Origin of the sequence: Aliagarivorans taiwanensis DSM 22990, from assembly GCF_000429505.1 — a bacterium.
Taxonomy (GTDB): domain Bacteria; phylum Pseudomonadota; class Gammaproteobacteria; order Enterobacterales; family Celerinatantimonadaceae; genus Aliagarivorans; species Aliagarivorans taiwanensis.
This window is the reverse complement of the sequence record NZ_AUBZ01000046.1, coordinates 20463-28080: the sequence shown is the minus strand read 5'-3', so window position 1 is coordinate 28080 and position 7618 is coordinate 20463. Positions and strand designations below refer to the sequence as shown.

At 52.8% G+C, this 7618-nt stretch carries 5 protein-coding genes; 4 read left to right on the top strand and 1 reads right to left on the bottom strand.

Annotated elements, in window-relative coordinates:
• Positions 1 to 96: 96 nt before the first annotated feature.
• The 3 genes from G462_RS0118215 to G462_RS0118205 all read left to right on the top strand — a co-directional run bounded on the left by G462_RS0118215 (position 97) and on the right by G462_RS0118205 (position 5247).
• Positions 97 to 1290 (top strand): ISL3 family transposase, encoded by a 1194-nt coding sequence (locus G462_RS0118215; protein ID WP_026958461.1) that lies wholly within the window; start codon positions 97 to 99, stop codon positions 1288 to 1290.
• A complete protein-coding gene (barA, locus tag G462_RS23320) occupies positions 1287 to 3773 on the top strand; it encodes a two-component sensor histidine kinase BarA (protein WP_051326849.1) in 2487 nt (828 codons plus the stop codon). Before G462_RS0118215 ends, barA begins: the two co-directional genes overlap by 4 nt.
• A 217-nt stretch (positions 3774 to 3990) precedes the next feature.
• Complete coding sequence (locus tag G462_RS0118205) at positions 3991 to 5247, top strand: L-lactate MFS transporter (RefSeq protein WP_026960265.1); 1257 nt, start codon at positions 3991 to 3993, stop codon at positions 5245 to 5247.
• 64 nt (positions 5248 to 5311) lie between these two features.
• On the opposite strand, the gene G462_RS0118200 is transcribed toward G462_RS0118205, so the two are convergent.
• Positions 5312 to 6214: a sulfite exporter TauE/SafE family protein gene (locus G462_RS0118200; protein WP_026960264.1), complete on the bottom strand. Its 903-nt coding sequence runs from the start codon at positions 6212 to 6214 to the stop codon at positions 5312 to 5314.
• 355 nt (positions 6215 to 6569) lie between these two features.
• On the opposite strand from G462_RS0118200, the gene G462_RS0118195 reads away from it, so the two are divergent.
• Positions 6570 to 7571 (top strand): BMP family lipoprotein, encoded by a 1002-nt coding sequence (locus tag G462_RS0118195; protein ID WP_026960263.1) that lies wholly within the window; start codon positions 6570 to 6572, stop codon positions 7569 to 7571.
• Positions 7572 to 7618: the final 47 nt, after the last annotated feature.

Genomic DNA, 7618 nt, shown 5'->3' with positions numbered 1-7618 from the left:
GGTTCTTCGCAGATTAGCGGGGAATAGATACGAAAACGGCTGAATAGGTTATGGTGATGTCGCCAAACAAACCCCGTAACCAACCAGCCGTTTTCGATGTCGAATCTTACCTTTCCGATCGAGCTGTGGGAAGGCTTTAAGCCATCCCATATCGAGCAGCACGACCGCTCCCTCAAGATCCACCTAACCCCTACCTCTCGTCCGCGGTGTCACTGTGGAACCGAAGCTCAGCACATTCACGACACGTCCATCCGGCGTGTATCTGAACGCACCATCCTGGATTACTCGGTCACTCTAATGGTTCCCGTACGACGCCTGCTCTGCCATCAGTGCGGTACGCGCACGGAGCATATTTCATGGTTAAAGCCCTTTTCCCGTATCACAGAGCGCCTAGCTAATTTCGTTCAATCGCTGTGCCCGCTTCTGCCGATTAAGCACTTGGCTCAGTTGGTTGGACTGCATTGGCACACCGTTAAAGAGTTGGATAAAGCTCGGCTTAGACGAGAAGTCCGTGAGCCTAAGTGGGGGCAGGTACGACGCCTGGTGATGGATGAATTCGCGCTGTTTAAGGGGCATCGCTATGCAACGGTCATCGCCGATGCTGATACGCATCAAGTGCTCTGGATTGGTGAGGGCCGAAGTCGGGCAGCAATCCGACCCTTTTTCGAAATGTTGGGCGAACACTGTGAGAACATTGAAGCTGTAGCCATGGATATGAATACAGCGTTCGACTTAGAGGTGCAGGAACACTGCCCAAATGCCCAAGTCGTGTACGACCTATTCCATGTTATCGCCAAGTATGGACGAGAGGTCATTGACCGTGTGCGCGTTGACTGTGCCAATGAACTCAAGGGCGATAAGAAGGCTAGGCAGCGAGTAAAGCGCAGTCGTTGGGTGCTGTTGAAAAACAGAACCAACATGAGCGACAAGCAACAAAGCTACCTGGATGAACTGCTAGATGCCAATCGCTCATTGATGGTGGTTTATCTGCTCAAAGAACAACTCAAAGAGCTTTGGTACTGCAAAGACGAAGAAACAGCGCGAGGCTTGTGGGATGTGTGGTGGCAACAGGTGCAGGAAAGTGGGATCGAGCCATTAATCCGCTTTGCCAACAAGTTAGAGTCTTACCTCCCCGGCATCGTCGCATCAGCGACCCACCCCCTCCACACTTGTCGATTGGAGGGGATGAACAACAAGATCAAACTGATGAAGCGGATGGCTTACGGCTATCGAGATACCGAGTATTTCTTTTTGAAGATAAAAGCAGCATTCCCCGGAGATCCGCGATGAACCTAATTAAGAGCATCGCGGTCTACGACAAGCAGAACCAGCTGTTTGTCACCAGTAACTACCACCGCAATATGCGGCTACTGCAAAGCGACCCCGCCCTGCCCTTGCCCGATGCCACACAGGTAGAGATCTACCCCAACCGGATTATTCTGCGCGCTCCGATCTGGGCGGAAGCGGAAGGCAGCTTTGCTGCATTCAGTAACGGCACCCCAGAGCTGCTCGGCTATGTGTCGCTGCAATACAACAAAGACCGCGCGCTGCTGCTGCAGTTTCGCGATACCACGGTGGCGCTGTTTATGGTGCTGTTTGGGGTTCTCATCAGTGTGCTGTTCGCCTTCCAGCTAACCAAGCATGTAACTGCGCCGATCACCGACATGGTAAACATCGTCGATAAAATCCGTCAGGGCCGCCTCGATGCGCGAGTCGATGGCAAGTTTACCGGTGAGCTGGGGCTACTAAAACATGGTATTAACTCGATGGCTAAATCGCTGGCCGAGTACCACGAGGAGATGCACCAAAGCATCGACCAGGCCACCAGTGACTTGCGCGAAACCCTCGAGCAGATTGAGATCCAAAACATCGAGCTGGACATTGCCAAGCGCGAAGCCCAGCAAGCTGCCAAGGCCAAGTCTGAGTTCTTGGCCAATATGAGTCACGAGCTACGTACCCCACTTAACGGGGTAATTGGCTTCGCTCGCCAGCTGCTTAAAACACCGTTGCAAGCCAATCAAGCGGACTACCTCAACACCATCGAGAAATCAGCCAACAACCTGCTGGCCATCATTAACGATATTCTCGACTTTTCTAAATTAGAGGCTGGTAAGCTGCGCTTGGAGCGTATCGAGTTTAACTTCCGCGACACCCTCAACGATGTGGTGACCCTGCTCGGCCCGAGCGCGCAAGAGAAGAACCTCGAGCTGAACATGGTAGTCGACCCACTGATCCCCAACGGCTTGCGCGGCGACCCACTGCGCATCCAGCAAGTGCTGACCAACCTGTTGGGTAACGCAATCAAGTTCACCACCAAGGGGCAGATTCTGGTGGACATCGCGTTGGCTAATCGCCATGGCCAGCAATTGAACTTGCAGGTGACCGTCACCGATACCGGTATCGGCATCAGCAAAGACCAGCAGAAACAGTTGTTCCAAGCCTTTAAGCAAGCCGATACCAGCATTAGCCGCGAGTACGGCGGTACCGGCCTGGGTCTGGTGATTACCCAGAAGCTGGTTCAGCAGATGGGCGGCAATATCTCGCTGGAATCAGAGCCTGATAAAGGCAGCAGCTTTATCTTCAATATCGAGATTGAGGTGTCTGAGGTGATCATGGGCGATGGCATCGACCGAGCGCCGCTGGATGGCCAAAGCCTGCTGTTATTTGAGCCCCATGCCCATAGCCGCCGCGCCTGTGAAGCGATGGTCGCGACCTGGCCGCTAACCATGGACGTTGCCAGCGATGACCAAGAGTTTAGTGACAAACTTGAGCAGGACTATTCCGCCATCGTGCTGGGCCATAGCGACTGGCAGGAGGTCGAGCCACTGTTTGCCAGTATTGAGCAAAGCAAGACCAGCTGTGAGCAGGTTATCGCGCTAATAAATAGCAGCGACCCGGAGATCCACCAAAGCATCCTGCAAGCCGGCGCCAAGCGCTGTCTGAGCAAGCCACTGAATCATCATAAGCTGGCGCAGGCCCTGTCCGGCCATGGCCCAGATAGTGAGATGCCAGCGGTGCTACCGGAGGAGACCCAAACCCGCGATAAGCTGCCCTTAAGTGTGCTGGCGGTGGATGACAATCAGGCAAACCTCAAGCTGATCACCGCCATATTGAAAGATCAAGTGATGCATATCGACCAATGCACCAACGGCGAACAAGCGGTGCAAGCGGCACGTCGCCAGCGCTATGACCTGATCTTTATGGACATCCAGATGCCGCTGCTGGATGGCATTGCTGCCACCCAAGAAATCCGCAAGCAGAGCCAGAACCAAGACACCCCGATTATCGCAGTGACCGCCCACGCCATGGGCAGCGAGCGCGAGAATCTAATCAAGCAAGGCTTCAGCGACTACTTGGCCAAGCCAATCGATGAACCAGCGCTGGAGCAATGCATCAGCCGTTGGGCCGCCGAAGTGGTTTCGCTGCAAAGCTATATCGATGTGGAGCACCCAAGCTTTTCTTGGAGTACCGCACTACAGCGTTCCAACAACAACGCCCAGCTGGCGCTAGAGATGTTAGAGATGCTGATGCAAGGCTTTGAGGAGGTAGAGCAGCAGGTGCAGTTGGCGTTAGACGGAGACCTGGATAAAACCGAGCTGCAAAAACATATCCACCGCTTCCACGGTGGTACTGCCTACACTGGCTGCAGCCGTTTGCAAGGGTTATGTGCCACCATTGAAGCGCAGCTATTAGCAGGCTCCGAGCCACAATCGGTGGAACCGGAGCTACTGGAGCTACTCGATGAGATCGCCAGTATCCGCGCCCTCGCCTAGCCAATACGAACTTCCCCCTTAATGGTGCCGCCAGTAGCGTGATTTAACGCTATCTGGCTCCCGAGTAAACTAGATATACTTAACACTTTTTGGCAAACCAGTCCTTAGTGGCCGCGAGACTTGAGTACAAACTGACATAGGTCAAATTATCATCAGCATGTCCGGCCTAGAGTGAGGAGTTTTTAAGGAAATCTCAACATTCTGTAAGGACTACGTTATGAAAAATCGCTGGCTTATCGCCGCGTCAGCGGTGGGCGTGCACGCGTCTATCGGCTCTGTTTACGCCTACTCGGTGTTTAAAAATCCACTCGAAACTACCTACGGCTGGAGCTCCAGTTCCGTTATCACCATGTTTAGCATCGCCATTTTCTGCCTCGGTCTCTCTGCCGCGGTAATGGGGCACTTTGTTGAAAAACATGGGCCGCGCCGCGCCGGCACCGTTGCTGCCATCCTGTTTGGCGGCGGCTTTCTGGTCGCAGGCATCGGCACCTCCATTGAAAATCTCTATGTGTTGTGGCTCGGCTATGGGGTGCTCGGAGGGATTGGATTGGGGATTGGCTATATCACCCCGGTGTCGACACTGGTGAAGTGGTTCCCGGACCGCCGCGGACTGGCGACCGGCCTGGCAATTATGGGTTTTGGCTTTGGTGCGATGATCGCCAGCCCCATCTTTAACTACATCATGGAAACCATCAGTATCCCTGCCACCTTCTTTATTATGGGCTCGGTGTACTTGGTAGTTATGCTGGCCTCGGCCTCTTACCTGGAGCGCCCACCAGAAGGTTGGATGCCCGATACCATGAAGGCTGCCGTGGAATCCGGCGCGCAAGAGGTTAAGCAAGACCTGACCCAGATGACCGCCAACGAAGCAGTTAAGACAGCGCCGTTCTGGGGACTGTGGATCATGATGTTTATTAACATCTCTTGCGGTATCGGTGTTATCTCTGCGGCATCCCCACTGGCTCAGGAGTCAGTCGGCATGAACGCCGCCAGCGCCGCTTTGGTGGTCGGCCTGATGTCACTGTTCAACGGTCTGGGCCGAATTGGCTGGGCGTCGTTCTCCGATGTCATCGGCCGTGGTGCGACCTACATGGCGTTCTTCGCGATTCAGATTGTCGCCTTTATCTGGCTGCCGAGTATTAAAAGCGCGCTGCTGTTCCAGGTTGTGCTGTTTACCATCCTCACTTGCTACGGTGGTGGCTTTGCGACCCTACCAGCCTTTATTGGCGATCTGTTTGGCACCAAGCAACTGGGCGCTATTCACGGCTACGTGCTTACCGCCTGGGCAGCAGCAGGCCTGGCAGGGCCGCAGATCAACAACTTCCTACGCGAAGCAACCGGCTCTTATGAGACCCCACTGTATATCTTCTCTGGCGCCTTTGTACTGGCACTGGTGGTGAGTATGGTGATGCAGGCCTATATCAAGCAGGCCCGTGCCAAGCTGGCGATTCAAACCCAGCAAGCTCACGCTTAATCGGCCCCACAATGCAAAAAGGCAATCCACTTGGATTGCCTTTTTGTTAAGTGTGATGCGGCGACTACAAAGCTTTTGCCAAGCGCTGCGCCGTCAGTTTCTCAGTGCTCTGCCATGAGCGGTACATGGTAATCGCGGTATAGAACACGACCACAGTTAATAGCCACTTTAGCATCTCTAGGTTCATGTTTTGCACCAAGGTAGCAGCAACCACCACGGCAATCGGCCCAGCAATCGCCACAACCAGCACAGCCTTGGCATCAAAGGCACCTTGACGCATAAACGCGCCCGATGAGAACACGCTCAGGATGGCACACGAACCCATCATAATGGGGAAGGCCGCCATCGGGTTCATCCCCAATAAGTACACCAAGGTCATGCATGGCGCATACAGGCCAATGCCCACGGTCATCAGCGCACCAAATACAAAGTTACCGGCGATGCCAATCAGCAGCGGTAATCCGGTCAGGCCCATCTTCTCGCCACCTAAGGGGAACCAGCCCATCAAGCCTGCCAGAATCAGTATACCGACGATCAGCAGTGAGATGCTCATGACCAAACGCACTAACTGACGATTCCAGTTGGCAACATACTTAGCACCAACCGCGGCACCTACCGCAGAGGCAACGATCATACTAATCAAAGTCAGAGGGTCCACCGGCACCGCGCCAATGAATAACAAGGCCTGAGTCATGGTCGGCAGCACACATTGACCATTCAGGGTGCCCGGCAGCACCCGGTCATCGATCATCTTAAACTGCTTATAAAACGCAGTTTTAATGGCAAAGCTGCCGATCCCGAGGGTATCCAGAAAGTTTGCTATCGCACCCACAACACCCACTTTGAGCATCGACGTATTAGGGTCCAAGCGCCCATAGTGAGCTTGCTTTCTAAAGGATTTATAAAGGAGTGCGCAATACGCAATAATGCCCGCAACCAATACCGCCTGAAGCGTATTCATTAGCATTTTGTATGCCCCGGAGATGAAAAAACGGCGAATACTACTGGCTGAACAGTGTTAATTGCTTGATGAAAATCAAACGAAGATGAAAATCAAAGTAGATTTTTGTGACAGCTTGATTAAATATTACCAGGTGGTAAATTTGCTTCCCGCTTTTGGACCGGTCATCTACACCTACCGCGCTTAGACTGCAAAGTGATGGATATCAACTATGATTACAGCACAGTAATCACAGTGTTTTTAGTGGCTCGAAAAAGCTATTATGTAGAGCTCCAAACCGAGATTAAGAATCCGAAGCAAATTTGCCTTTCATGGAAGGTAGATTTTAACAAAATTAACAACGTTACTTCGAGAGGATCGAATGAAACACGCTATTTCTCTAACCGCCGCTGCGGTAGCCCTGTCACTAAGCAGCATTGCCTCTGCAGCTGAGTTCAAGCCTGCAGTCTCTTACGATACTGCCGGTAAACATGACCGTTCTTTTGGTCAAGCAGTCTATGAAAATGGCGTGACCGCTTTTCAAAACGACAGCGGCGTAAGTGTTTTCGAATACACCCCAGCTAACGAAACCCAGCGTGAGCAGGGTCTGGACCGTCTGGCTCGCCGTGGTTACTCACCGATTATCACCGTAGGTTTCAACTACTCTTCAGCGCTGGCTAAAGTAGCTGAGAAATACCCAGAGACTGATTTCGTAATCATCGATTCTGTAGTTGACCTGCCAAACGTTAAATCGCTGATTTACGCAGAGCACGAAGGTTCATTCCTGGTAGGTGCGCTGGCTGCAATGGTTTCTGAAACCAACGCCGTGAGCTTTGTGGGTGGCATGGACATCCCACTAATCCGTAAGTTCGCTTGTGGTTACGAGCAAGGTGCTAAGCACGTAAATGCTGACATCGGCTACTACCAGAACATGATCGGTTCTACCCCTTCTGCGTTTGCCGATCCAGTACGTGGTGCAGAGCTGGCTAAGAGCCAATTCTCACGTGGTTCTGACGTAGTATTCGCGGCAGCTGGCGGTTCAGGTAACGGTGTTTACCAAGCTGCTAAAGACGAAGGCAAACTGGCCATCGGTGTAGACTCTAACCAGAACTACATGTTCCCAGGTACCATGCTGACCTCAATGGTTAAGCTAGTAGGTAAGTCTACCTACGACGTTTTCGCAGACTACAAAGAAGGCAACTTCGAAGCCGGTCTGGACGTACGTAACCTAGCCGCTGGCGGCATCGATTGGGCACTGGATGAGTACAACCGTGACCTGGTAAGCGCTGAGCACGAAGAAGCGGTTAAAGCGATCGCCCAGCAGATCATCGATGGCGAGATCAAAGTACACGACTACATGGCGAGCAATGACTGCAGCTTCTAAGCCTGCACTGCGCCAATAATTAACAAAAAGCCTCCGTAAGCGGAGGC

Excerpts from the sequence above, each read along its gene's own strand:
- barA (WP_051326849.1), top strand. The coding sequence starts at position 1,287 with ATGAACCTAATTAAGAGCATCGCGGTCTACGACAAGCAGAACCAGCTG.
- G462_RS0118215 (WP_026958461.1), top strand. The coding sequence starts at position 97 with ATGTCGAATCTTACCTTTCCGATCGAGCTGTGGGAAGGCTTTAAGCCA.
- G462_RS0118195 (WP_026960263.1), top strand. The coding sequence starts at position 6,570 with ATGAAACACGCTATTTCTCTAACCGCCGCTGCGGTAGCCCTGTCACTA.
- G462_RS0118200 (WP_026960264.1), bottom strand. The coding sequence starts at position 6,214 with ATGCTAATGAATACGCTTCAGGCGGTATTGGTTGCGGGCATTATTGCG.
- G462_RS0118205 (WP_026960265.1), top strand. The coding sequence starts at position 3,991 with ATGAAAAATCGCTGGCTTATCGCCGCGTCAGCGGTGGGCGTGCACGCG.